This is a genomic window from Acetobacterium malicum subsp. dehalogenans DSM 11527, from assembly GCF_000472665.1.
GTDB lineage: Bacteria > Bacillota > Clostridia > Eubacteriales > Eubacteriaceae > Acetobacterium > Acetobacterium malicum.
The window spans coordinates 17,232-41,088 of record NZ_AXAC01000008.1; the positions used below are offsets into that span (position 1 = coordinate 17,232).

Annotated in this window: 27 protein-coding genes; 4 read left to right on the top strand and 23 right to left on the bottom strand. The window is 47.3% G+C overall.

The genetic code is table 11. From position 1 onward, the window contains the following. Nucleotides 1-44 precede the first annotated feature (44 nt). From A3KS_RS0104505 to A3KS_RS20010, 10 genes are all read right to left on the bottom strand, one after another. Nucleotides 45-704 carry a cobalamin B12-binding domain-containing protein gene (locus A3KS_RS0104505; protein WP_026393911.1) on the bottom strand — a complete coding sequence of 220 codons (660 nt, stop codon included), beginning with the start codon at nt 702-704 and terminating at the stop codon, nt 45-47. Between the two features lie 10 nt (nt 705-714). Further along, the gene (locus A3KS_RS0104510) at nt 715-2,019 is read right to left on the bottom strand and encodes a PocR ligand-binding domain-containing protein (protein ID WP_026393912.1); all 1,305 of its coding nucleotides are present in this window, start codon (nt 2,017-2,019) and stop codon (nt 715-717) included. Nucleotides 2,020-2,172: 153 nt separating this feature from the next. Beyond that, a complete protein-coding gene (locus tag A3KS_RS0104515; RefSeq protein WP_026393913.1) occupies nt 2,173-2,379 on the bottom strand; it encodes a hypothetical protein in 207 nt (68 codons plus the stop codon). 17 nt (nt 2,380-2,396) lie between these two features. After that, on the bottom strand, nt 2,397-3,362 hold the full coding sequence (locus tag A3KS_RS0104520; protein ID WP_026393914.1) for a uroporphyrinogen decarboxylase family protein: 966 nt from the start codon (nt 3,360-3,362) through the stop codon (nt 2,397-2,399). A 54-nt stretch (nt 3,363-3,416) separates the two neighbouring features. Further along, nucleotides 3,417-4,046, bottom strand: a complete 630-nt coding sequence (locus tag A3KS_RS0104525; protein ID WP_026393915.1) for a corrinoid protein — start codon at nt 4,044-4,046, stop codon at nt 3,417-3,419. A gap of 65 nt (nt 4,047-4,111) precedes the next feature. Beyond that, the gene (locus tag A3KS_RS0104530) at nt 4,112-4,918 is read right to left on the bottom strand and encodes a methyltetrahydrofolate cobalamin methyltransferase (protein WP_026393916.1); all 807 of its coding nucleotides are present in this window, start codon (nt 4,916-4,918) and stop codon (nt 4,112-4,114) included. Between the two features lie 31 nt (nt 4,919-4,949). Then, nucleotides 4,950-5,261, bottom strand: a complete 312-nt coding sequence (locus A3KS_RS0104535) for a hypothetical protein (protein WP_026393917.1) — start codon at nt 5,259-5,261, stop codon at nt 4,950-4,952. Then, nucleotides 5,251-5,691, bottom strand: a complete 441-nt coding sequence (locus A3KS_RS20005; RefSeq protein ID WP_051355651.1) for a hypothetical protein — start codon at nt 5,689-5,691, stop codon at nt 5,251-5,253. Before A3KS_RS20005 ends, A3KS_RS0104535 begins: the two co-directional genes overlap by 11 nt. Further along, complete coding sequence (locus A3KS_RS0104545; RefSeq protein WP_026393918.1) at nt 5,684-6,283, bottom strand: CobW family GTP-binding protein; 600 nt, start codon at nt 6,281-6,283, stop codon at nt 5,684-5,686. The genes A3KS_RS20005 and A3KS_RS0104545 overlap by 8 nt, the downstream gene beginning before the upstream one ends. Before the next feature lie 375 nt (nt 6,284-6,658). Next, entirely contained in the window at nt 6,659-7,546 is an 888-nt protein-coding gene (locus tag A3KS_RS20010) for a 4Fe-4S binding protein (RefSeq protein WP_035355292.1), read from the bottom strand. A 153-nt stretch (nt 7,547-7,699) separates the two neighbouring features. Between A3KS_RS20010 and A3KS_RS20015 the strand changes: the two genes are divergently transcribed. From A3KS_RS20015 to A3KS_RS20025, 3 genes are all read left to right on the top strand, one after another. Beyond that, nucleotides 7,700-8,617 carry a LysR family transcriptional regulator gene (locus A3KS_RS20015; RefSeq protein WP_035355253.1) on the top strand — a complete coding sequence of 306 codons (918 nt, stop codon included), beginning with the start codon at nt 7,700-7,702 and terminating at the stop codon, nt 8,615-8,617. A gap of 224 nt (nt 8,618-8,841) precedes the next feature. Beyond that, a complete protein-coding gene (locus tag A3KS_RS20020; RefSeq protein WP_051355652.1) occupies nt 8,842-9,528 on the top strand; it encodes a DUF4386 family protein in 687 nt (228 codons plus the stop codon). Between the two features lie 230 nt (nt 9,529-9,758). Continuing rightward, a complete protein-coding gene (locus A3KS_RS20025) occupies nt 9,759-10,859 on the top strand; it encodes a sensor domain-containing diguanylate cyclase (protein WP_051355653.1) in 1,101 nt (366 codons plus the stop codon). Between the two features lie 97 nt (nt 10,860-10,956). Here the strand turns inward: A3KS_RS20025 and A3KS_RS0104570 are convergent, their stop codons facing one another. The 8 genes from A3KS_RS0104570 to A3KS_RS0104605 all read right to left on the bottom strand — a co-directional run bounded on the left by A3KS_RS0104570 (nt 10,957) and on the right by A3KS_RS0104605 (nt 17,801). Next, the gene (locus tag A3KS_RS0104570) at nt 10,957-11,763 is read right to left on the bottom strand and encodes a methyltetrahydrofolate cobalamin methyltransferase (RefSeq protein WP_026393919.1); all 807 of its coding nucleotides are present in this window, start codon (nt 11,761-11,763) and stop codon (nt 10,957-10,959) included. Between the two features lie 22 nt (nt 11,764-11,785). Then, nucleotides 11,786-13,171: a uroporphyrinogen decarboxylase/cobalamine-independent methonine synthase family protein gene (locus A3KS_RS0104575; protein ID WP_026393920.1), complete on the bottom strand. Its 1,386-nt coding sequence runs from the start codon at nt 13,169-13,171 to the stop codon at nt 11,786-11,788. Between the two features lie 180 nt (nt 13,172-13,351). After that, nucleotides 13,352-14,014 carry a Crp/Fnr family transcriptional regulator gene (locus tag A3KS_RS0104580; RefSeq protein WP_026393921.1) on the bottom strand — a complete coding sequence of 221 codons (663 nt, stop codon included), beginning with the start codon at nt 14,012-14,014 and terminating at the stop codon, nt 13,352-13,354. Nucleotides 14,015-14,215: 201 nt separating this feature from the next. Next, nucleotides 14,216-15,022, bottom strand: a complete 807-nt coding sequence (locus tag A3KS_RS0104585) for a methyltetrahydrofolate cobalamin methyltransferase (protein ID WP_026393922.1) — start codon at nt 15,020-15,022, stop codon at nt 14,216-14,218. A gap of 9 nt (nt 15,023-15,031) precedes the next feature. Continuing rightward, a complete protein-coding gene (locus A3KS_RS0104590; RefSeq protein ID WP_026393923.1) occupies nt 15,032-15,661 on the bottom strand; it encodes a cobalamin B12-binding domain-containing protein in 630 nt (209 codons plus the stop codon). Nucleotides 15,662-15,802: 141 nt separating this feature from the next. Beyond that, nucleotides 15,803-16,306, bottom strand: coding sequence for a DUF1097 family protein (locus tag A3KS_RS0104595; RefSeq protein WP_026393924.1), 504 nt, complete (start codon nt 16,304-16,306; stop codon nt 15,803-15,805). A 174-nt stretch (nt 16,307-16,480) separates the two neighbouring features. Then, nucleotides 16,481-16,627: a hypothetical protein gene (locus A3KS_RS23720; protein ID WP_169727692.1), complete on the bottom strand. Its 147-nt coding sequence runs from the start codon at nt 16,625-16,627 to the stop codon at nt 16,481-16,483. 10 nt (nt 16,628-16,637) lie between these two features. Continuing rightward, on the bottom strand, nt 16,638-17,801 hold the full coding sequence (locus A3KS_RS0104605) for a uroporphyrinogen decarboxylase family protein (protein WP_035355258.1): 1,164 nt from the start codon (nt 17,799-17,801) through the stop codon (nt 16,638-16,640). A gap of 173 nt (nt 17,802-17,974) precedes the next feature. On the opposite strand from A3KS_RS0104605, the gene A3KS_RS0104610 reads away from it, so the two are divergent. After that, nucleotides 17,975-18,652: a TetR/AcrR family transcriptional regulator gene (locus A3KS_RS0104610; protein WP_026393926.1), complete on the top strand. Its 678-nt coding sequence runs from the start codon at nt 17,975-17,977 to the stop codon at nt 18,650-18,652. Between the two features lie 682 nt (nt 18,653-19,334). Here the strand turns inward: A3KS_RS0104610 and A3KS_RS0104620 are convergent. The 5 genes from A3KS_RS0104620 to A3KS_RS23905 all read right to left on the bottom strand — a co-directional run bounded on the left by A3KS_RS0104620 (nt 19,335) and on the right by A3KS_RS23905 (nt 23,852). After that, nucleotides 19,335-20,378 (bottom strand): GGDEF domain-containing protein, encoded by a 1,044-nt coding sequence (locus tag A3KS_RS0104620; RefSeq protein WP_026393927.1) that lies wholly within the window; start codon nt 20,376-20,378, stop codon nt 19,335-19,337. Between the two features lie 101 nt (nt 20,379-20,479). Further along, on the bottom strand, nt 20,480-20,962 hold the full coding sequence (locus A3KS_RS0104625; RefSeq protein WP_026393928.1) for a glycosyl-4,4'-diaponeurosporenoate acyltransferase CrtO family protein: 483 nt from the start codon (nt 20,960-20,962) through the stop codon (nt 20,480-20,482). Between the two features lie 17 nt (nt 20,963-20,979). Then, nucleotides 20,980-22,146, bottom strand: a complete 1,167-nt coding sequence (locus A3KS_RS0104630; RefSeq protein ID WP_026393929.1) for a glycosyltransferase — start codon at nt 22,144-22,146, stop codon at nt 20,980-20,982. Then, nucleotides 22,143-22,745 carry a phytoene desaturase family protein gene (locus A3KS_RS23900; protein ID WP_051355654.1) on the bottom strand — a complete coding sequence of 201 codons (603 nt, stop codon included), beginning with the start codon at nt 22,743-22,745 and terminating at the stop codon, nt 22,143-22,145. Before A3KS_RS23900 ends, A3KS_RS0104630 begins: the two co-directional genes overlap by 4 nt. 3 nt (nt 22,746-22,748) lie before the next feature. Continuing rightward, nucleotides 22,749-23,852, bottom strand: coding sequence for a phytoene desaturase family protein (locus A3KS_RS23905; protein ID WP_051355655.1), 1,104 nt, complete (start codon nt 23,850-23,852; stop codon nt 22,749-22,751). Nucleotides 23,853-23,857 lie beyond the last annotated feature (5 nt).

Below are 23,857 nucleotides of genomic sequence, written 5' to 3' on the forward strand. Positions count from 1 at the left end.
CATAATTAGACTATTTATTCAATGGTATTGGTTACCTGAACCCGCTACACGGCATACTTCCCGATCCGATTCTTAACCAGATCCGCCACTGCTTCCGTCGCTTCAAACAGGTCGTTGGCGTAGGCATCGGCTTTGATCCGGCTGGCATATTCAGCCGTCACCGGGGCGCCGCCGATGATCACCTTGACCTGGGCGCGCAGTCCCTGTTCCACCAGGGCATCGATCATATTGTCCAGCTCCGGCAGGGTGGTGGTCAGCAACGAGGATAAGGCCAGCACATCGGGTTTATGCATCCGGACGGCTGCAATAAAGGTTTCCGTCGGTACATCAATACCCAGATCAATAACCGTGTAACCGCTGCCCTGAAGCATCATGATGACCAGGTTTTTGCCGATATCGTGGAGATCCCCGGCCACCGTGCCAATCGCCACAATCCCTTTGGAGGTGCCGGTTGAACGGGACAGCATCGGTTCCATCACATACATCGCTGCGTGGGCGGCCCGGGAGGCCATCAGCACATCGGTGACATAGATCTCGCCGTCAAACATTTTCTGACCGAGATCCTTAAAAGCCGGGTTAATCGCAGTCTGGATAATCTTATCAGTGCGGATACCATGATTCAGGGCTTCTTTGGTCTTATTCATGGCGATCTGGGTTTCCCCGTTTTCGATGGCCTGCTGTAATTCGATTAATACTTTTTCCATATTCAGCACCTTATCGTTTGTGAACTTTTCGAAACTGGGTCGGCGTGATCCCTTCAAATTTACGGAACACCTTGGTGAAATAGCCGGCATCCCCATAACCCACCTTTTCGGCAATGGCTTGAATCTGATAATGAGGATTAAGCAGCAGTTTCTTGGATTTTTCAATCCGAACCTTTAACACATAATCCATGATCGGCAACCCCAGCTGCTCTTTGAAAATCCGGCCGGCATAACCGGGGCTGAGGCAGGCGGCATCGGCGATGGCCTCCACCGTCAGGTTGTCCGGGTAGTGATTTTCGATATAGTTGGTCATCAGGGCAATATTGGGGTTTTCCGGTTTGACTGCCGCCACCTCAAGCTGTTCCAGATAGGCATCCACGGCTTTGGACGTGATGACGGAGATGTTTTCTTGCGAAGTTGTCTGATAGATCTGGCCGATGGCGTGATCGTTGATTTGCAGAAACGGTGCCATCGCCGGCCCGATCCGATTGACCACCCGGGACAGCACCACCAGCAGCTCGGTCATTTTGGCCCGCATCGGCGCCAGATTCTGATGGGCTTCATAACGCAGCCCGGAAATCAGCCCCTCCAGATAGGCTTTCGCTTTTTTGCGGTTTTGCTGCAGCTGAACGATGATTTCATCCTCATCAATCAGCGACCGGCTATCGCTTTTGTCCGCTTGTTCTTCCCGGCTTTTGTGGTTTTCAATTTCCGCATGATAGAGCGTCCGCTGACGGGCAAACTCCCGGGACTGTTCAAAATTTTCCCAGCCGGCTTTCATAATATAGTTGGCAACTACATACAACAGGTAGGCCGAGGCCTGGACCTGATTGCCGGTAACAATGGCCAGCTCCCCGACTGCTTCAAACAATTCTTCAAAATCATCGGTGATTGCCTGGTTCATCTTCCTGAGTTCAATCCAGAAAAACTCCTCCGGCTCCCACATCAGCACCTGGCCGCAGATAATCGTGCCGACATGCTCGCCATTTAAGACAATCGGCGCCGCCCACTCAATCAGACCTGAGGGACAGCGAAAAATATAGGGCTCGCCAAACAGTGCCGCCTGCTTGCCGGCCCGTTTGTAAGCCGCCTGACAGCGGTTCTTGCCGCCTTCCAGACTATAGATAATGCGGCAGAATTTACAGCATTTCTTAATCCCCTTGCGCGGAAAGATTGAGACCCCTTCGCCATCGACAATATTGGCCATCAGGCCGGTAGTAGTGGTAAAGGCGTCAAGAATTTCCTGGAGGGTTTTGATGTCGACCAGGTCGCTGAGGCGTTTTTGATTAGGCTTCCGGGTTTCGAATTGATTCATTGCTTCACCTGTTTAGTTTAATCTGTGATTTTTTATCAGTATAGCATGATTTTTCTAAAAACAATATTAAATTAAAAACGTTGTTTTTTGTAAAGATGAAAACAACACAGCGGGTTGGAAGCGCTGTGTTGCTGTCGTTTTTATGCGATTCGTTTATTTTTCTGGAGCCGTGTTTTTTTTCATATACATCAGCAGCCCGATAAAGCCACCCATAAAACCGCTGAGCAAACCACTGATGCCATTGCCGAGGGCGTTGGCCAGCACTGTTTCGGGAATTGGGATCAGTAACCAGTTCATCAGAAAACTCATGAACAGACCCATGACCCCACCGATTAGTCCGGTGACTACTGCTTTTTTCATAAGTTTAACTCATTTTCTTAAAGCTTGTTTATTTCATTGAAAGCTTTTAGCATGGGTTCCAGACGGGGATCACCGACCAGTAATGAGTTTCCGTTTTCATTCATCAGCACCGGCATGAAGATGTAATTACCCTTCGGTCCGTATACTCTGACGCAGCGTTTGGCTTCTTCAATTAAATCTTCAATTGAGGCGCCAATATAACTGACCGGGCCGGAAGAGTCCCATCCGCCTTCAATAATCAGCTTTCCTTTATATCTATCCATTATCCCTTCGAGATCATTGCTTATTTGAGCTGAATGCCATATTTTAGCCCCCATTTCGACATAGTCACCGACAATTTCTTCGCATTTTCCGCAGGTATGTTGTGAGAAAATCACGCCTCTGGAGGTAACTGCTTCAGCTATCCGTTGATGAGCTGGCTTAATGACTTCGCGATAAACCTTGGGTGACATAAACAGGCCGTTGGCCGTGGCTAAGTCATCAAAGTAGGTAATCACATCCGGTTGATAAGCGTCGATAATTCGATTATGGCAATCAATTCGGAAATCGGCAAAAGCCTCAAAAAATTCACGGCTTGCATCTGGATCTTCCACCAGCGAACAGAGTGTGTTCTCAAAGCCCATAAAGGCTGCCATTCGTTCGAACAAACCACAGGCACTAAAAACATTTATAACCATTTCATCTCGTTTTACATCTGCTAGTTCCATTTTAGCAGCTTCTTCAATCCCCAGTGTATCAACATTTGGAAATTTAACATGATCCTTCCAGTCGGTAATGTCATTAAACATGAACTTATTAGGTTCAGGAATTGATCCTTCTTTGGTTGCAATCCAATTGACACCATAGGCATCTAATCCCCCTTGAAAAGGACTGTCTATTATACTTGTTGCCATAACACAGGTTTTATAAACCTCCATTGAATTCGGGATAAACTCCGGTTTCTTTCCCTCGATCATCGCAAAAAAATTCTCTCTCTGATTCATCTTGTATCCTCCCCTTATTCTTGTTCTTTATTTTTTATTCTTAGCAATTAATTCTTACTTAACCAGTTCTTTAGCCTTAACCGCAGCCGATCCGGCATCAGCCGCATAACCATCAGCCCCAATTTCCGCCGCAAACTCCGACGTTACCGGGGCGCCGCCAACGATTACTTTACACCCAGCTAATCCACTGGCTTTGATGGTCGCTACCGCTTCTTTTAAAGCGGGCATGGTGGTGGTCAAAAGTCCCGAGCAGGCGATTAAGGTCACATTGTCATTTTCTCTGGCTGCTGCCACAAATTTTTCAGCCGGTACATCCACACCCAGATCCACCATCGTAAAACCGGCGCTTTCAATCATCATTGAGACCAGGTTTTTACCAATATCATGAAGATCCCCGGCGACCGTTCCGATGACGCAGGTTCCCAGTGAAGCGGCGTTGTCACCGGCCATCAAGGGCCGTAACACATCCACCCCTTTGGACATCGCCTTGGCGGCAATCAGCATTTCTGGTACGAAAATTTCGCCGGCTGAGAATTTATCCCCGACCACGCTCATTGAATCCACCATGGCCTGGAGAATTTCGACTGGCTGGCCACCAGCATCCAACGCTTCCTGGACCGCTGCCCCGATCTTCTTGGACTTCCCTGCTTCCACCAATTGTTTGACTTCTGTAATTTTTGACATGTTTTCTTCCTCCTATTATAGTCGATTTTATATAAATGTGTGATTAACACGTTAACCCTAAACTGTTATTTTTTTACCGCGCCGTGAATTCCCTGGCGGTAAGCCCGGATATATTCGACGCAGTATTCGTCTTCCCCCATCAATGCCTCCGTGGCAAAGATGATCCCCATTAAATCCCGATCGGTGGGATCAAGGATGGCACTGTCCAGCCCGGCCATCATTGCCATAACGGTAAAGCCCATATTGACCGTTTTGCGGGCCGGCAGGTTAAAGGAAATGTTGCTGATCGCCCCGGTAACGTGGATGGTCGGGTATTGATTCTTAATCTCCCGGATCACCTCAGTCACCACCGCGATTCCCTCTTCCGAGGTGCAGAGCATTTCCACCAACGGGTCGATATGCAGTCGCGAGGGGTCAATCCCAAATGCTTTGGCTTTAGCCATAATATCGGTAAAGACATCCAACCGGTCAGTGGCGGTTTTGGGGATGCCCTTGTCACTGTTAAGCAGCGCCACACATTCCCAGCTGGTGTCGGCAATGGCCGCAAAGCCGACATCGACCTTGTTGCCTTCCATCGAAACCGAGTTAAAGAGCCCCGGTTTGTTACAGTAGCTCATGGCCGCAATGCAGGTCTGCTCGTTGGGGCTGTCCACTGCAATCGGGGTCTCGGTGACTTCCTGGACGATGTCAATCAGCCACTTCATCGTCTCCAGCTCGACGTTATTCTCGACTGAGGCGCAGACATCGATATAGTCCACCCCGGCCGCCGTCTGAATCCGGGCCAGATGCTTAATATACTCGGCATCACGCGCCGCAATGGCTTTCGCCGTGGCGGGAATGGCGCCGTTGATTTTTTCTCCGATGATGATCATGCTTTGTTCTCCTAATTTCTCTTCATTATTTTTAATTTTCCTGCCCGGCCAGAAAGGGCTCCAATGCCTTAAGGGTTGCCTCGCTGACCGCCAGCAGGGCGGGACCCTCAGGTCCATCACCCCATTCAAAAACATAAAGGTCTTCGCTGGCGGTTTCGGCCGGGTGGTGATGGTGGTCATGGCAATTACAGCTTTCGCCATGAAGGTGATGGAGTCGCTGCTCCCTGGCCAATACATACTGCTTGTCACCACAGCTGAAATGCTTCAACACATCCATTTTAAAATGGTTGCCGTGTTCATCGCTATAGATCCGACTTTCGACTGGCTGGTTTTTATCGGTCATGGCTTTCTCCTTTTTTCTGGGCGCATTCCAGTTGCTCAAAAAGATCAATCAGCCGCGCTTCCAAATCATTCGGGGGAATAGCAAAAACGATCAGCGCAATACTGACTAAAACCCCATTGCTGCCGTCTGCGGCGGCTGGCTGCAGGCGACAACTTACCTGATCACCGGTTGTCGAGATCATCGCGGTCTGTCCCGTTGTTGCAAGAAAGCTTTTGAGATGACCAACAATCCCACCGCGCGCGGCAATCCATTGATTGATTGCCGCAAATTCTTCCTGGATGACGGTATTTAGGGCCCTAAAAGATTTCTCCTGAAACACTGTTTCCCCGGCCATGGCCACCGCTCCTTCATGCAAAGTGGTCACAATCTGATAGCTTTTGCGTTTGCTCAATTGCTCACTATTTCTGATTTTGATCTTGTAGTCAGCCATTCTGGATCACCTTAAGCAGCCGTTCATCAATGGGTTTAATTCCACTGATCAGATAGATTGCCGCATCTGAATTCAGTTCCCAGAGGTCAGCTTCAACCTCCCGCAATACGGTTTCCTCCACCAGATCAGTTTTATTAATCAGAATCAGGTGGGCATCATTTAGCTGTCCTTCAATCAGATTTGCCAGCGGCATCCGAATCCGCTGCCAGCGACTGGCGTCAACAAGGGTGACAATCTGGGCGGCAATCCCCAGGTTAGTAAACAGTGATTCGGCGATCTTATCGGGAAAGGCCACTCCGGTCGCTTCGATGATCAACCATTCCGGATCAACTTCACGTTTTATTTCCTGCACACCTGACAGCAAATCACTGTTAAGACTGCAGCAGACGCATCCCGAGAAAATGTCCCGGACCGTATAGCCATTGCCCCGCAGCAACTTGTCGTCAATGCCGATCTGGCCGATTTCATTTTCAATGATCGCCACCCGACTCTTTTGATTGCCGGAGGATTGCTGCACCAGATATTGGGCCAGCTGTAGCAGCACCGATGTTTTGCCGGATCCCAGAAAACCACCCAGTATCAATATTTTCAAAGCTTTCGCCTCCTGTTCCCATTTCTTTTGCATCGTTTATAATGTGTTATCGTATCAGCTCCTTCGTTTTTGTAATATCTGCATTATATCCGAATGAAAACGATGAAGATATGGACGAAATCACATCATTTTATGAAAATTCCCGCTTATTTTCCGAGACATCATCCTGCCATTTCGTCAAATAGTAAAATCCCGACATCGATTTAAGGTAAAATTGGATGATTCAGTCATCGCTGACAAACAAAAAAGACCTGAATAAAATTCCAGATCTTTTTTGCTTTCTTTTGAAGATTTTATAATGTCTTTTTTTGCTGAGCCAACAGTCAACTACCAGGCATTGCTGATCAATTATTAAAAACTTGCCAACACCGCGTCTTAATCCCCCAACAACATCGCTTCCACCGTTTTAAATCCCAACCGGGCGATGGTCTGGGCAAAACGCTCCCGGGGCAGCCCCTGCTGCTGATAAAAGAAGATGATTTTCTCGACCAGCTTCAAAACCTCTTCCGGATCGGTAAAAATCCGACGTAGTGGTTGACCGATGGCCACCTGCTTGCCCCAGCGGCCGCCAATCACAATCTGATAGCCGCTTGCTCCACCGCTGACCGCTTCAAACGGACATTTGCCAATACAGAGGCCGCAATTTCGGCAAATGTCCCGGTCGATCGCAATCACCCCGCTATCCAACCGGGCCGCTGCCACCCCACAGGCCTTTATCACACCACAGTTTTTGCAATGCTTGCAGGCTTCGGGGTTGACCACCGGGACCCACTGACCGATGATCCCGAGATCGTTGAGATCCGGCTTCATGCAGTTGTTGGGGCAACCACCGACGGCGATTTTAAATTTATGGGGCAGAGCCAGATCCCTGTGCCCGACATAAAAACGCTCATGGATTTCCCGGGACAACCCAAAGGTGTCGATCAACCCATATTGACAGGTACTGCCTTTACAGGCGGTGATCGGACGGACTTTGGCTCCGGTACCCCCGGTTTCCAGTCCCACTTTCGCCAGATGGTTTCGGAAATGGTCAATCTGTTCAAAGGGGATTCCCTGACATTCGACGGTTAACCGGGTGGTCAGGGTCAAGGTGCCATTGCCATATTTTTCGGCGGCCTCTACCATACACCGCATTTGCTCAGCGCTAATTACTCCGTTTCGGGTAATCACCCGGCCCGAAAACGCATCGGTTCCCTTATTGCTTAAAAACCCCAGGGCCTTAACTCTTTTTTCTTCTTCGTTGCTGATTGTCAGTGTTGCCATCTATTTTTCTCTTAAATAGGTCCTATCGTTAACTTTCTTAATATTTCATGTCCATGTGTTTTTAGTATAGCACTTGTTTTTCAATAATTAAAATGATAATATTTTATATTATCAATAAGTTTTACTTATGTTTCAAATCTACGTGGAGGTTCTATGGATATTCGACATCTTAAAATTATGATTGCCGTGGCTGAATCCGGCTCCATGTCCGGGGCGGCGAAAAAGCTGTATATCACTCAGCCGGCAGTAAGCCAGGTGATTAAAGAACTGGAAAATCACTATGGCTGCCAGCTTTTTGAACGCCTGGGCAAAGGCATCTATATTACCGAAGCCGGGAAACTGATGTGCAGCCAGGCCCGGATGGTGATCCGCCAGTTTGATACCCTGCAAGAAAACATGCAGCATATGCGCGCCCGGGAGGTACTGAAAGTGGGCTCCACCATCACCGTGGGGGCCTGTATCATCCCCGGCTTGATGGCCGATTTTCAAGTCGCTCATCCCACCGTCGATCCCTATAACTTTGTCAATAATACCAAAATTATCAAAGCGCGGCTGCTCCAGTCTCAACTGGATATCGCCCTGGTGGAGGGCGCGGTCCAGCATCCCGATCTGGTGGTTGAACCGGTGATCCCGGATTATCTGGTGATCATCTGTAGCCCTCACCATCCGTTTGCGGGACGAACTTTTATCGACGCCCGGGAGCTGGAAAACGAAACCTTCGTGATGCGCGAGGATGGCAGCGGCACCCGGGAATTATTTGAATCTTTTGCCCGGAACCGGGGCTTTCATGTAAAGATTGGCTGGGAGGTCACCGCGCCGGAAATCATCAAAACCATTGTGCAAAAAAATAACGCCCTGGCCGCCATTTCCATCCGACTGGTGGAAGCGGAGCTGAACAACGGCAGCGTCTACGTGATCCGGCACCCGGAAAACAGCTGGCACCGGAATTTTAATCTGGTCTATCACAAACATAAACAGATCACCGCCGGAATGCAGGGTTTTATGGAGCTGGCCCGCAAAATCGGCAGCCGGGAAATTCCCAGCTATCAGGCCTTTGGGATGCTCCGTTAAGACCCGATCATGCCGACCGAATCGCGGTTATTATGCTATTGACGAACAAACATCGGACGTTGATCATTGATACGATCTTTTTATTCCAGGAAAGACTGCCGCCAAACTTAAAACCCGGGTACTTAACCAACGCCACTTGCTCATCTGAGTTATTTTTTTGGTGCGATCCTCTTCAGAACCTGTTAAAATGAAACCAGATTAATCTGATTAGTGAGGTGTGCCTGATGAACCCTGATTTTGAACTCAACTTTCGACCGTTGTTCGCCCTGGCCCGGATTTTAACCCTGGTGATGCTGTTGCTGATCCCGCTGCAAATTGTGGTCTTTGTGATCGCTCCGCCGCCGGATACGGTCACCGGATATTTTGCTCTTTTTCAGCAGCAGCCCTTTTTAGGTCTGCTGAGCCTGGATTTTATTTACCTCTTCAACAATGCCATTCTGGTGATCATCTATCTGGCCATCGCAGCGCTGCTGTTCCGGGAAAAACCGGTGCCGGTGCTGGTGGCCATCGTCCTCGGTCTGATCGGGATTGCCTGTTACTATCCTTCCAACCCGGCCTTTGAAATGCTGACCCTGAGTAATCTTTATGCCCAGACGCTGCCCCCGGACCAGCCGCTTTATCTGGCCGCCGGTGAAGCGGTGATGGCCGGCTATACCGGCACGGCGTTTAATACTTACTACGTTCTTAACGCCATCGGTCTGTTGCTTTTTGCGGCTACGTTTCTTCGCAGCCCACGTTTTAAAAAATCGATTGGGTACTGGGGTCTGGCTTCCGGCATCCTGATGATCGTCCCTTCATCGGCGGGTCTGATCGGGATGATCTTTTCGCTTGCGTCGCTGATCCCCTGGATGATTTTTATCGCCTTGCTGATGGGGGTTTTTAAACAAGCATCGGCTGATCCCGCGCTTTAATCCGCCCGGTCTTGACAAGGTAATGTTTCATATTGGCCGTGATTCCCTGGCTGAGAGCCTTTCGCGTTTCTGCCTGCTTACATGCTATATCACCCGATTCCAAACATTTTACAACTCAAAATAAGGCCAATTTATCGCATGATCGACCCGCAATTGGGTATAATCTTAATGACAAAACCCCATCTTATTCGTATTTATTCCATCAATGCCCGATGATTAAGGAGACGACTATGTCAATAGATGATAGCCCTGCGCTGATTGCTTATCTTAATGCCCTCCTGGACGATCAGAAAATACCCCTGCCGAACAGTTACGCGAACAACCCGGATTTTCTTGAACTGATCAACAAGCTTGAGCAAATCCAGGTATTTTTCCGTGAAGTCAACAAGCCCAATAACCAGGGCGGATGCGATCTGGCTGAACTGATCGCCATAAAAAAACAGCTCCAGGAAAGTGAAGAACGCCATCGCCTGCTGATTGAAAACGCCAGTGACATTATCACCACCGTCAGCCTTGAGGGAAAATTTACCTATGTCAGCCCCTCGGTGGAGCGAAAGACCGGCTACACGGTCGACGAGGTCCTCAATCATTACCGTGAAATCGGCTATTTTTTACCAGAGACACTCAAGGTCATGGATAAAACCCTTGCCCTGATTAAACAGATGCTGGCTAAAGGTGAGCGCTTTGACTCGGTTCGTTACGAACAGATGCAGTATACCAAAGATGGCCGGATTTTTTGGACCGATACAGTCCTCACTGGTGTTTATGATGAAAGCGGTCAGCTCAAAGAGCTGCTGGGGGTGTCCCGGGATATCACCGAGCAGGTGCGGCTCCGAGAGGAAATCATCCGGATTTCCCAAACCGACAAACTGACCCAGCTGTATAACCGTTCCCGGATCGAGGATCTCCTGGAGTATGAATACAGACGGGCCAATCGCTGTGATCAGCCCTTTGCGGTCATCTTTCTTGATGTGGATCATTTTAAGTGGGTCAATGATCATTTTGGCCATCAGGCCGGAGATCTTCTGCTTAACGAACTGTCGACGGTTCTGCTTGATAACATCCGCCAAACGGATCGGGTTGGCCGCTGGGGCGGCGAAGAGTTCTTTTTTATTCTACCGGATACCGATGCCGCCGGGGCCTTGTTTTTTGCCGAAAAAATCCGCTTGAAGATTGCCAAACACGAATTCACCAATCCGACCCATATCACCGCCAGTCTGGGCGTAGCCGTTTATCAGGGTTGCGGCACCATCAAAAACCTGATCGCCCGAGCCGATGATGCCATGTACGCCGCCAAGAAGGCCGGCCGCAACCAGGCACAGCTGGGCTAGACAGATCGGTTCAAAATGGCCATCAACGCAACGGGATCTTCTTTTGTAAATGGCGGCTGTACCTGCGGTCTTGCGCCATTAACTTGCTAAACTAACGCTATTTCGCCGCCGGCCCAATCACCCCAGCCCGGTAGGCCTTACTGTACTTGCGGCAATGCTTATCCTGACCCAACAGGGCATAGGTGGCAAAGATGCTACCCATCATGTCCCGGTTCAGTGGGTCCAGGACCGCCGAGTCCATTCCCGCGGCAATGGCAAAGGCCATGGCGGTTTTGTTGAGCAACGGCCGCAGCGGCAAACCAAAGGAGATATTACTGATGGCACCGGTCACATGGATGGTCGGATAGAGGGCCTTGATCGCCCGGATCTCTGCCTCCAGATTCAGCAGCGAATTGTTTTCCGTCGACAGCGCCATCACACAGGGATCAATATGGATCCGATCCGGGGTGATACCAAATTTGTCCGCTTTTTCGACCATGCTCCCCGTGATTTTGAGCTTGGTTTCCAGGTCACAGGGAATCCCGTTGTTGTCACAGGTCAACCCCACCACCTCCCAGCTGTTGCCAGCCAGTAGCGGTAACAGCACCGCGCACTTGTCCCCTTCTTCTGAGATCGAGTTAAGCAGCCCTGGTTTATTGGCGTATTGAAACACCGCCTCAATCGCCCGGGGATTGGGACTATCGATACATAACGGCGTTTCTACCGCTTCCTGAACCACTTCGATCAGCCATTTCAAGGTTTCAATTTCCAGCTCCGGAGCGGTACTGGCGCAGACATCAATAAAATCCGCCCCCGCCGCCGCCTGTTTAACCGCCCGGTCGGCAATGAAAGCCGCATCACGCTTCTCAATCGCCTCCTTAACCGACGGAATGCTGCCATTAATTTTTTCTCCGATTATAATCATAATTGCTCCTTCTTGTTGTGTCTTAAATTAACAGGTTCATGTAAAAATCAAAGGTTTCATGGCTGAACCGCTCAAAATTGGCCCTAGCAAAATCCGGGGTCAGCGGATAGCTTTGTTTGAATGTTTCCCAGTCAAACAAATATTGAGACTTGGGCTTGGGCACTAGGCGCTCATCATAGACAAAGCCTTCACTGTTCAGCGGCGTGCCAAAAGCGGCGCCGGGGTTTTCGTAAGCGGCATGGTCGCGGATATACTCAGTTAAGGCGGCCAGGGTTTCCAGATTCACTTCCTTCAGGGTCAGTGGATTTTTGTCAAAGCCAAACAGATAACCACCGCCGGGGAGCATAATATCCAGGAAAGCCTTAGCGCGGTCGACAATCTGGGCCGGCGTATCGGTCTTCAGTGAGGCACTGGGGAATAAGCCGGTCAGCAGGAATTTTTTACCCAGCTTATCTTTGATGGTCTGCGGATCGCCATATTCAAAAGCCAGCTGACAACCAGCCGGAATTTCTGACAGCAGGATATCCAGATAGCGGCTCCAATCGTGTTCACAGAACATATTGGGACGGGCGCCCACCGCGGCAAACTGTTGCAGCATCGTTTTATAGGAAGGCAGATAGATCTCGACAAAATCCTTTTCCCGCATAAAGGTCGGCATATGCAATGGAATAAAGACCGATCCCTGGGGATCGATATTCCCCGGCAGACCCCAATGATAGAGCAGTGGCATTACCGCCGCGGCGGCTTCCTGGAGCTGGGTTTTGTGACGACGGACATCCATGCTGATGCCGGAAAAGCTGCGCAACTGATCGGCAATAAAATCCAGCGGGGCTTCGGTAAAATTAAAGGAACCCAAGGGACTACCGGGATAATAACCATGAGTCTGGATCAGCTCGAAAAAGGTCGGCAGAAAAGCCATTTCGTCATTCTGCAGCGCCAGCTTGCCCATCTGGATGGCTGTGGCCATCTTAATCGGATTTTGCGGATCAAGGTTTTTATGCTGCCGCGGGATGACAGTTTCGACCAGAAAATCAAAGGGTTTCTCAATCAATTGCGGATACTCGTCATCCATCATCCCGACCACCTCAGGATGCTGGACAAAGCCGCCATTGCCCATCACAAAAGACTGGGAGCCATAGAGCTGATACATCGACGGGGTCCGCGATAGCAGAAAATTGGCCGGTGCCACCAGACAGCTATCGGAATAGATTTTAGCACACAACTCCCGGGCCGGATCGGCCAGCATTGCATAATTGAACTGAAAGTCAAACAGATTCTGACCACCATACTCGGCCACCAGATGCTGGGGCAGGGTCAGCCCGATCGGCATCCGCTCAGGAATCGTGTTGGAATAATAATCACTGTACAGTTTTCCCCGTTGCTGTTGTAAAGCTAAAACATCACTCATTTTTTTCCTCCATTATATTAGTTAGATTTTGAACAAAAGTAATTTTGCTACCAGGTTCCACGATCGACCGTTAAAGGTTTACATCGTTACCGACATGATAACAAATTAAAAAGCGTCCTTCTGTCTCGTAAAAGACATTAGGACGCTTATTTTTGTAAATATTATTTATTTTAAGAAAGTTTAAATGTTTTCTGAGCAAAACTCCCGCAGTTTTTCCATGTTTATCACCATTATATGATTTCGCTGGGTATCGATGACCTTTTCTTCGCGTAATACCTTGAGATATTTGGCCACATTGGCCCGGTTCAGCCCCACAAATTCGGCAATCGCCTGCTGCGAAAAGGGAATCCGGCTATCATGATCATTGGTGTTTTTTAAATAGATGTAAAAGAAATTGCAGATCTTTTCCATCCCGGTGGAAAACAACTGGTTGGCCAATTCCTGACCATTCAGGGAAACCAGTTTAATATAGGCCCGATACATGGCGATGTTCAGGGCCGGATTGGTGTTGACATACCGCTCAAAGCCAACCCGGTTAAAAACATAGACTTCCAGATCAGTCACCGCGGTAAAAGCAAAGGATTGCATCATTTCAATCTCGCCGGGAAAATACAGCGGCGCCAGATAACCCTTGCCGTAAAATGACGAGGTTTTGACATTCCCGGATTCATGAATAAAAGACCCGGACATGGTCCCGCTGATGATGTAGTACATCTCATCCATCGGTTCGCCGAAGCCGTTGACCGGCTCATTTTTATGATAGCGCCGGACCGCACTTTTGATCTCGGCGAAATAATCTTCAAACGCCGAAAAATCATCGGCAAAATAATATTGCAGCTCCATCGCGCCTGCCTTTCCATTCGTGAAAGTCTCGTTAACACTGTTAGATGCCTTTTAGTATACCGAAAGAATCTGTTTTTTTCAATCAGTGTTATGACTTTTTTGGCACGCACTTCGAATTCAAGACAAAAAAACACTCTTAGCAAGGGAAAATCACTTCCATTGCTAAGAGTGTGGCACTTAAATTTTCACCAAAAGAGTTATTTACTTAATTAACGTCCCGATCTGCCCAGCCCGATAAGCCTTACTGTATTTACGACAATGTTTATCTTCCCCCATTAGCGCATAGGTCGCAAAGATGGTACCCATCATATCCCGATTCAACGGATCCATGACGGCAGAATCCATCCCGGCCTGGATGGCAAAAGCCATGCATGTCTTGTTCAGCAATGCCCGTACCGGCAGACCAAAGGAAATATTACTGATGGCACCAGTCACATGGATGGTCGGGTAGAGTTCCTTTATTGCTTTGATTTCGGTAGCGAAATTAAGCAACGAGTTATTTTCAGTGGACAAAGCCATAACACAGGGATCGATGTGAATTCGGTCAGGAGTGACATTATACTTAGCCGCTTTTTCCACCATACTGCTGGTAATTACCAGCTTCGTCTCTAAATCACTGGCAATCCCGTTGTTGTCGCAGGTGAGTCCCACCACTTCCCAGGTATTGCCTTCCATTAACGGCAGCAGGATTTCGCATTTATCCCCTTCTTCGGAAATGGAATTGAGCATCCCCGGCTTGTTGGCATATTTAAATACCGCTTCAATCACCCTGGGATTGGGACTGTCGATGCATAGCGGGGTATCGGTGGCATCCTGAACCACTGCCATCAGCCATTTTAGGGTTTCAACCTCGTACTCCGGAGCGGTGCTGGCACAGACGTCGATAAAACTGGCCCCAGCTTCGGTCTGCTTGACCGCCCGGTCGGCAATAAATGCCGCATCCCGTTTTTCGATGGCTTCTTTGACGACTGGGATGGTGCCGTTAATTTTCTCTCCAATAATAATCATAAATATCTCCTAGATCCAGTCTTGAGAAATTTTTACGCCTTCAGCCGCATTTGTAGTGAAGGCATCCGCACCCACATATGCACAGGCATCTTTGGTAACCGGATTGCCGCCGATAATAATTTTAGCATCCACGCCAGCTGCCTTTAGGGCATCGACAGTTTCTTTCATAGAGTCAATGGCCAGAGTTAAGACGCCACTCATGCCTATGATCTGCGGTTTAATTTCCTGTGCTTTGGCAACAAATTCTTCGATGGCCACATCAATCCCGATATCCACCACTTCAAAACCGGCTGCTTCGGACATGCTGCGGAAGATATTTTTCCCGATATCATGTAAATCGCCGTGAACGGTTCCCAGTAAGATGGTGCCAATCACTGCTGAAGCGCCGCCGCCCAGCGCTGGTTTTAAGACGCCAATGGCTTCGGTTAAAAGTTCCCCAGCAAAAATCAAATCACCGACAAAGTACTCGCCTTGTTCAAACAACTCCCCAACAATAGCCATTCCGCCCTGACAGGCCGCAACCGCTTCCAATGCATCCCCTTCGGATGGGTTGGTAGCTGTGAATTCTCTCAGTAGGTCCATAACCTGATCTTCTTCCAAATCTCCCAGTGCCAGTGTTAATACTTTCAAATCTAACATTTTTATTATCCTTTCTATTTTTGACAGTAATTGTTCATTTAAACCGTTTTTGTTTTGTTGTTTCTTTGCGATTTGTTATTTATTAATGCTATTTTCAATCAGAACAAAACTTCAGTCTACGCTAAAAATAAATTAATTAGTTTATGACAACATTTTCTTATTCAAAAATGCTCCTGTTGTTGATATTGCGATACCAAGTAAAAATCCTCCCATCACTGAAAAAGCAATGTATAGTATATTTTGACCTCCCTGAGAAAAGACAAAAGCCAAGGTTGCAAATACCATGGGCGCTTTGTTAAACCATGACTTTTCAAGCAAAATGATATGAAAACCAACAACCATCAGCGTTACAAAAAACAGTACAACGCATGTTGATAGTGTTGGGCTTAAACCTAATCCGATCATCAGTCCTACTGCCGTTATACCTAGAAAGCCCCAAACTAAACCAGCTACAGTGCTGGCAGTATAATTTGGTAACAGTTTGATTTCAGCACCTTCACAAAAGTACACTGCCAGAGCTCCTAAAGAAATCCATAAATAGCCACCAGGTACGATTGTATTGAGTGGGGTAAATGAGTAAATCAAGCCGTAAATAGCTGCTAAAGCGGCCATGCAAATGGCCCAAGTCCACATGTATTTTTTCATTTTTTCTCCATTTCATTTTTAACTGATATTTAATGTAAGAAGACAGTATTGCTGAATTTCATTCATGTCGATATTTAGAGAAATTTCCTTTTAATGTTAAAATCAATTGTTGTATCAAGGGACAAAATTGATCTATTTTATCCCTTGTACTTATCAATCATCGTCAGCTCTATATTAAGAAATTAAATAGATCGTAAAACCAAAGAGCATTTCCTCCAATGTTTGAAGGCTTTCACCTGCAAATAAAACTGCTTCTTCTGGGATATCATATTTTTCCAATGTATTTACCAAATTTGTATAATATTCTGATTTGACTTCCATGTCTTTCCTCCTATTTGTATTGTCCATATTCATGAACAAAATTGAATACAGCTTTTAAATTATCAGCATTGACATCATTTAATCTCAATATTGCCTTATCGAAACTAAAAATATAACCACCTCCTGGAGCAAAGATATCAACGAGTTCTTTCGCTTTATCGATACATTGCTCTTCGGATCCGGATTTTAATAAGCCGATCGGATAAAGACCACTCACAACGTGTCGATCGCCAACTTTTTCTTTAATTGTCTTCGCATCACCATATTCAAAGACCATCAGTGTGCCTTTTGGTAATTCGTTCAGATAATCAAGATAGCGCATCCAATCCTGCTCGACAAATAAATTTGCTCCAACACCGGCATCGGCCATTCCCTGAATGTATGCGGAAAATGTCGGCAGATAAAATTTTAAAAAGTCTTTTTCACGCATATAGGGGGCCATATGCAAGGGGACAAAGGTTCGGTTATAACGATTTGATTTCGGAGTGATACCTGCTTTGAGACAAATCGGCAGCAACGCTTCACAGGCAGCAACAACCTTGTCAGGATAACGCCGGATATCTTTGCTGATTTCAGAAAAAGATCGTAACTGGTCAGAAAGCATATCCAACGGTTCAGCTGAAGCGGCAGAAGCCATAGTGTAAGTACTTCGACCATATTTTGATGCGATTTCTGTATAGCCATTTTCCAGTTGACCCATTGATGAAATGAACGTGAAAAACGCAAAAGCGAGGGTTTTACTGCCCAAAAATGACGGCTCATTCAGACCTTCATAAATTCGTGGTAAAATTGTATCCCATAAGGCTTTATACGGATCAGCAATAAGAGCATCATAATCTTCTACTTCCATTCCCCGCACTTCTGGATGCTGCAAGAATCCATCTGCTCCCATTTTAAAATTTCTTGCTTTCAGGATGCTGTAAAGTTGTGGCAGCCGAAGGGTGATTCCTAAGACGGTATCTCCATTAAAATCACAGGTTGTTTTTTCAATTGCCTGTAATGTTTTTTCGATACTATATTGTTCTTTTTTTAAATCAAATCCGACATATTCCAGGCAGAAAGCGTTGTCAATATTTGTTAAAATCGGGACCCGCTTTGGTGTTTTACCATCGAATACATCTTCAAATAGAGAATTGATTTCGACGGTTTGTTCTGATAAAAAAGATTCTTTCATGTTACCTCCAAAATTAACTGTTCGCGATCAGTATTTAGTATGAGAAAAGAATAACACCTTTGAAATCGAAAGTCAATACATTTATTGATCGCGATCAGTTATTTTAATTTGTGTTGAAATTTTCAACTATTTGTGATTAAATTATTTAAACTGATGCATTAGGAGATAGAACATTGAAAAAAAAGACAAAGCAACTAATCTATGAAACTGCTAAAAGACTGTTTATTGAGAAAGGTTATGAAGTTGGAAGTCGTGAACTGGCAAAAGAAGCCGGTGTGAGCCAGTCTTTAATCCTTTATTATTTTGGAAGCAAACGAAATATTGGTATTCAAGTTTTAAAAGAAGATTATCAAATTCTGTCCACCTATTTAAAATATATAGTCGATCCTAAAGAAAACCCGCTTTTATTTATATTAACGTTTACAAATATGAATTTACGATTACGTGAGAATGATCCCAAAATGGCCCGATTTATAACTGGAGTAATGAAAGAAGACTTGTTGGAACAGTCAATCTATGAAGGGAACCAACAAGAAGTATTTATTCCTTTAGTCACCGCAATGCCCGATAATGGTTATAGCTTTGAAAAAAAATTCAAATTAGCAATCGGCTGTATATTTGGCGTTCAAAGATCACTTCAATGGAAAATTAATGATGGTTTAGATATAACCTACGGTGAATCCTTTGATTATATTGTCAGAACATTTTTATTTGCCTTGCATTTGATTTACACTGAATCTGAAATACACAAATTAATCGAAACTTCAAATCGTTTAGTCGATGATTTATTTACAAAGTATCCTAAGCTGTTAAATACCAACACCTATTTATTGAATGAAATAACTAACTAACTGTTGTTTCACAACCAGATTTCAGTTACCGAACCTTGTTCGCTCAATTTCTAGGGCAGATCCGAACCGGTCCCCATGGCAACAGCACCTAAAACTTCATCATTCAGGTGCAGGAATCGGGACGTTGCCAATGCTATCCAGCTAATGAATGCTTTAGCTTTTGATACTGGATCAATTTTCGATCTAAATTATAGGAAAACATAAAAAAATGTACTAAATTGTTAAGACTGGAATATTTAGGGAACGAATTCAAACAAATTGTTTAACTACAAAAAGCTACAGCTAAGGGGCTGTAGCCTTCTTTTCGCTAGATCAAATTCAGAAATACTCCTCTATCATCGTTGCTCTTGTTCTTCCCCTAAATCGAATGCCTCATCTACAACTAGTTGCGCTTCCTAATTAATAATTTCCTGATATTCAATCGTTTGTTCGCAAAATTCTTTCAGTTTTGGCAAATCTTTTTCGATGGTTCGCCACACAATTGAAACGTCGATATTTCCAACTTTTCCTTGCGTCTATCTCATACAACTGCTGATGTTTGTGCAAAGATAAACCAGACTTCCAGCTATGAGTAAATCCATCGTCTTTGAATAGTTAGTAATCTGCACCCACATCAACGTCAATCCTGTTAACCATTACTTCAAAACGGTGACTTAGGTCACACTTTTAAAAATGAACTGACTTAAAGATCATTATTGTCAGCTTTTACTGCGGTTTTATTGAGATACATTTTTTCATCGGCTTTTTCCAGCATCTGTGGGAGGGAGTCGCCTCCATATTCATATCCAGCTGCATATTGGATTTTCAGTTGGTCTGACTTATGATTATACCGGATCGTCGCCAGCTCGATCTCCTTTAACAGCTGCTCGATTTGTTCCTCAGTATGCTTTTTGACAATCATAATAAATTCATCCCCACCATAACGGCCAACAAACACGTTTTCATTGGTCAAATGATTTAAGATATCCGCAAAAGCCTTAATCAGAACATCTCCGGCACTATGACCGTAGCTGTCATTGATACATTTCAGGTTGTTGAGATCAAACATCACCATACAATAAGGACCTTCATTTCGATCCATGGGGGTCCAGATCTGCTCTTCACAACTGAGTCGCCCGGGCAGCCCGGTTGGTTTATCATAATAAGCGGCGGTCGCCAGCTCTTTATTTTTTCTGAGCAGCTGGATTTCTGTCATCGCCTGCTGCAGCGCAATCACAATTAACAGCCCCAATAGGATGACCATCACCAATTCCAGAGTGGTGAGAATTTTTGTTTTCTGTTCCAGATAGAATTCTGCTGTTCCGACCACGTCGTTGGCCATATTGAAATAGCTCTCACTCATCTGGATGACTTGCCCATGGTTGCCGGGATCGCCGCGATAGATCAGAATTTCGGCTTGCAAATCATCCCAATAATCATCCAATTCTGAGAGCTTTTCAAGATAGGGAATGTCGGCCAGTTTGTCCAGATCGTACTGTCCTTGCCCGGTCTGGAGCTCATTGAGAATTCCGTCCAGATATAGCATCAGATCATCCTTGGGGATGCCGTTGGTTTCCAGCTTGACCAGTCGCTGGGTGCCGCCACGGATAATCCCGGTATAGTTGATCACCCGTCCGGTTCCCTGGATAATGTCCACTAGCTGGAAAATATTAAACAGCACGATCCCTAAAATAACGACACAGACCAATTGTACAACTTTATATAGCAATTTTCGATTACTATTCATACTTTTATTATCCTCAGTTTTTTATCTTTCATCGTATCTGTTTCTGGTTTATCTGTCAACTCTAATTTTGAATGTTGAAAGTAATGAAGCTAAACCTCTTATTACTTCCGCCGCGCCACAATCCGCACAATCCGCGGCCGGTTATAGCGCTGGGCAATGATACAGGGCATGTTGATGGCCAGGGCATAGATCAGCATATAAAGAATCACGATCGGTGGCGTAAAAAAGCCGAAGATCCAAAAGGGCAGAATCGCCAGCCAGTGAATCATTTCGGCCCGGCAGGATTCCAACAGGTATTTGTCGAGATTATCTTTTTCAAAACTGACCAGCTTTTTCTTTTCAAAACCGCCCTTGACCAGCGAACCGCCATCGGGCAGGTATTTTTTCCAACGCCGCACCCGGAACCACTTTTGATGGATCTCGCCATCTCTTTCCCAACGATGGGCCCGGTAAAACCAGGCGGCGTAGTCAAAAAAACGATCCGGCAAGCGGGTGCAGATCAGGGCCGCACCAACCATCAGCAACGGCCAGACAATAAAACACAGCAGAATGGTCAACACCTGAGGCAGAAAAATAATTTGCATGCGCTGCTCCTCTCTACTTATTTATCCAGTCTAATTTCCCGGTCTTTCCAGATAACCGGGCGACCCAGTATTTTTTTTGCCAATGACCGTAAAAAAATCAGCAGATAAAAAAGCAGCAGCGGCGGATAAAAGACGATGCTGATCACTGAGAAGCTGCCGATATTCCGGGCGATGCGGTTCAGTTCCAGCACCCAGATGCCATAGCAGGCGGCCATTATCCCGGCCTCGAGCCACTGCTGCCCAACCAGATTAAGAACCAGATAAAACGGTGCCGAGGCCACTGCGGTGATCCAGAAAAAAACCAGGACAATCACAAACAACGGCGTTTTCGCCACCCCGGCGGCCTGATTTTTGGTCCAGCCCTGGATCAGCTCCCGTAGCCCGCCGCGGTACATCCGATAAGACACGTCGTGATCCCCCATAAACAAAGCAAAGGGAATTTCTTTTTCACGGAGTTTTTCACCCAGGGCAATATCATCGACGATGCTGTCTTTAATGGCGGTATGTCCGCCCACGGCCTGATAATCGGCCCGGCTGATTAAGATCACGGGGCCATAGAGACCGATCTGATAGGGATGCCTGCTTTTATGAATTTTTTGTTTTTGAGTTTTTTGCTCTTGTTTTTTTTGAGCACGCCCCACCGGCAAGCCCAGACCATTGGCCCCCATCTGGATGCAATTAAAAAACAGCGACAAGGCCTCGGTTTTGTTCTCAATCTGATGATAGGGCATCACCGAGATCACCCGACCATTATTTTGATGGGCCATTAACAGCTTGCCGATCCCGGTCGGACTCAGCCGTACATCGGCGTCCAGAAATAACAGCAGCGTCCCGGTGGCCGCTTCCCCGCCCTGCTGGCAGGCCCAGGACTTGCCCAGCCAGCCGGCTGGTCGCGGAGCTGAGGTAATCAGCCGGGCCTCAGCTGCGTTGGCGATGCGGGCTGTTTGATCGGTGGAGCCGTCATCAACACAGATAATTTCGTGAATATCATGCGTCTGGTTTCTTAAATCCCCCAGCAGCAAAGCCAGGTTTTGTTCTTCGTTCCGGGCCGGGATGATAATCGACAGCCGCGGTGTTTGGTTGCCCCGGTCTCGGGGATCACCTCGCTCCAGACCGGGAAAACGATAAAAAAGTATCCAACTGGCCGCCAGCCCCAGCACCATCATGGTCCCGACGATGATCATCGTCGGCCCCCCGAATCATCACCGGACTGATCTGCACGACCCTGTTTTGCGAGCCGCTTGATCACCCCATCCGCCGCCAGCTTACCGGTCAGGATCGAGACCGGCAGTCCTGAGGGACTGAAGGTCCATTGCCCGGCCTGATAAATATGGAGTAGCGGGGTTTCAATGGTTTTGGCAATTTTTCGAAACTGGTTGACCGCCGGTAGTTTTCCGGCGGTCGCCTCGTCGCGAAAGGCCCAGCCGGTAATGGCTCCGTCAGAATTTCCAGTGAGCCGCTCAATCGTCAAGGGGGTGGAACTGAAGCGCTGTTCAACCTGTTCGGTCAAGCCGGGGAAAATGCTGTTCTCCAGCACCACCATCATCTGCTCTTCGCACAACGCTTTAAAGGCCGGATACCAGCCTGCTTCAGCGATGGCTTTGACCAGCCGGTAATCCATTAAGGTGCTGACAATCACCCCGGTTTTTCCGGCTGGAGCCAGGGTCGGATCCCGGAGCGCCGGGCAGGAAATCTCGTAGGTGGTCAGGGCCAGATATTCCCGGACCCAGGCTTCCAAAGCGGTCTGCTTTTCCGCCGCCGATCGGGCCGGATCCGCCAGCACCGCCTACCAGGGTTCTGACCGGATGGCCGAAAGCCCGGCTTTGCTGGGGGTATAAAAACAATGGGGGCCGCAGCGCGGAGCAAAATAAGCCGGGTCCAGATTTACTCCCAGGTAGAGGGTCAAGATCGAGTCCCCGCCACGGTTTTCGCGGATCTTTTGTTGCTGTTCCCGAACCTGCTGGCTGGGTTCCCAGCGTTCCCCGAAATCAACGGCGTGATAAAGGGCCTTCATATCGCCACACCAGATCAGTTCCCGATAGCCGAAGCGGCGGCCATCCCGAGTGGTCACCTGTCGGGCGTGGATATCGATCTGGCTGATCTCGGTGTTCAGAGCCAGCTCGCCCTGGTGGGCGACAATAAAATCACGCAGTGCGGTGACCAGCCGCCCGGTGCCACCGATGGGATAGCTGTAATCACTGTATAAACCAAAATAACTAAGGGCAAAAAAAGCCGGCATCTTTTCAAAAAAGTGCTGGATAATGACATCGATCAGCGCCTGATTTTTGGTAAAGCGCCGCAAATAATCCTCAATCGGTTCACTGAGTTTCTGGGCTTTGCGGATATTCACCTGGTATTTAAGCAACCACGGCAGCAGCGTTTTAAACAGATAGTCCTTGTCCCTGGTCAGATCCATAAACAGCGGGTTTTCAATGCCGTAAAGGACCTCCATATAACCGGTGACTTTACGGATTTCGCTGATAATGGCGGCAATTTCGGCTTGATTGTCGGGAAATTTCGCACTCAGCATGGCGGCATAAGCAGCCAGACTTTCCACTCCAGTTAAGGTCATCTGGGCATCTTCAATGCCGATCACTACCGGATTATTAACAAACTCCAGCTCAATCCCCAGTTGCGCTAACATCGGAAAAACAATTCCCGAATTTTCAAAGGCCCGGATGCCGGCATCAAAGGTAAAGCCCTGGCGGCTGAAGCTCCCCACCAGGCCCCCGGCCTTTTCGCTTTTTTCACAGAGTAGGGTCGTATAACCGGCTTTGGCGGTATAGGCAGCGCTGGTCAAACCGGCAATCCCGGCACCGACGACAATCACATCATAGTCGTTCCCGGCAGCCACCGTTCCGTTTGCAGCGTCTTTTTTAAAATCTTTCATCACAA